Source organism: Streptomyces humidus (assembly GCF_014649655.1).
Lineage (GTDB): Bacteria > Actinomycetota > Actinomycetes > Streptomycetales > Streptomycetaceae > Streptomyces > Streptomyces humidus.
In genome coordinates, this window is record NZ_BMTL01000177.1 from 1 (window position 1) to 535 (window position 535).

Annotated in this window: 1 protein-coding gene; it reads left to right on the forward strand. The window is 66.5% G+C overall.

All coding sequences use genetic code 11. The features are described 5' to 3' along the window. Positions 1-25: 25 nt before the first annotated feature. A partial coding sequence (locus IE239_RS41635) for a hypothetical protein (protein ID WP_190154634.1) occupies positions 26-535 on the forward strand: 510 nt, incomplete at its 3' end.

Consider the following 535-nt stretch of genomic DNA (forward strand, 5'->3'; position numbering starts at 1 on the left):
CTACCGGTCCAGGAACTCGGCGGTGATGAACCAGGAGCAGCTGCGTGCCGGCACGCGCGCCAATTTCACGGCGAAGAGCCAGGTCGACACCACGATCACAGCGCGGGAAAATCACAACATCGGCATCGGACACGGAAACCAGGCGTACTTCGGCAAGGCGATCCGCGAGATCCGGATCGTGCAGCAGCCGGAAATAGAGCAATGGGCCGTCCAGGAGCAGCAGGCGGTCGTCGCCCGTGAGCAGCGGGAGGCCGCGCAACTCATCGCGGCGAGGGTGCACAGGATGCGGGACCGGCAACGGCCGAGCGGATCCGAGCAGACCCAGCCCACGCAGACCTCCTACATGCAGCCCACTCAGACGTCCTACACGCAGACGTCCTACACGCAGCCCATGCCGACGCAGCTCATGCAGACGTCCTACACGCAGCCCATGCAGAGGTCCTACCCGCAGTCCGCGCAGCCGGCCCATGACGATCAGGACGACGTGGTGATCCCCCGGCTGCCTGGAAGCGGCAACCGCACGTCGGCGGGCGGG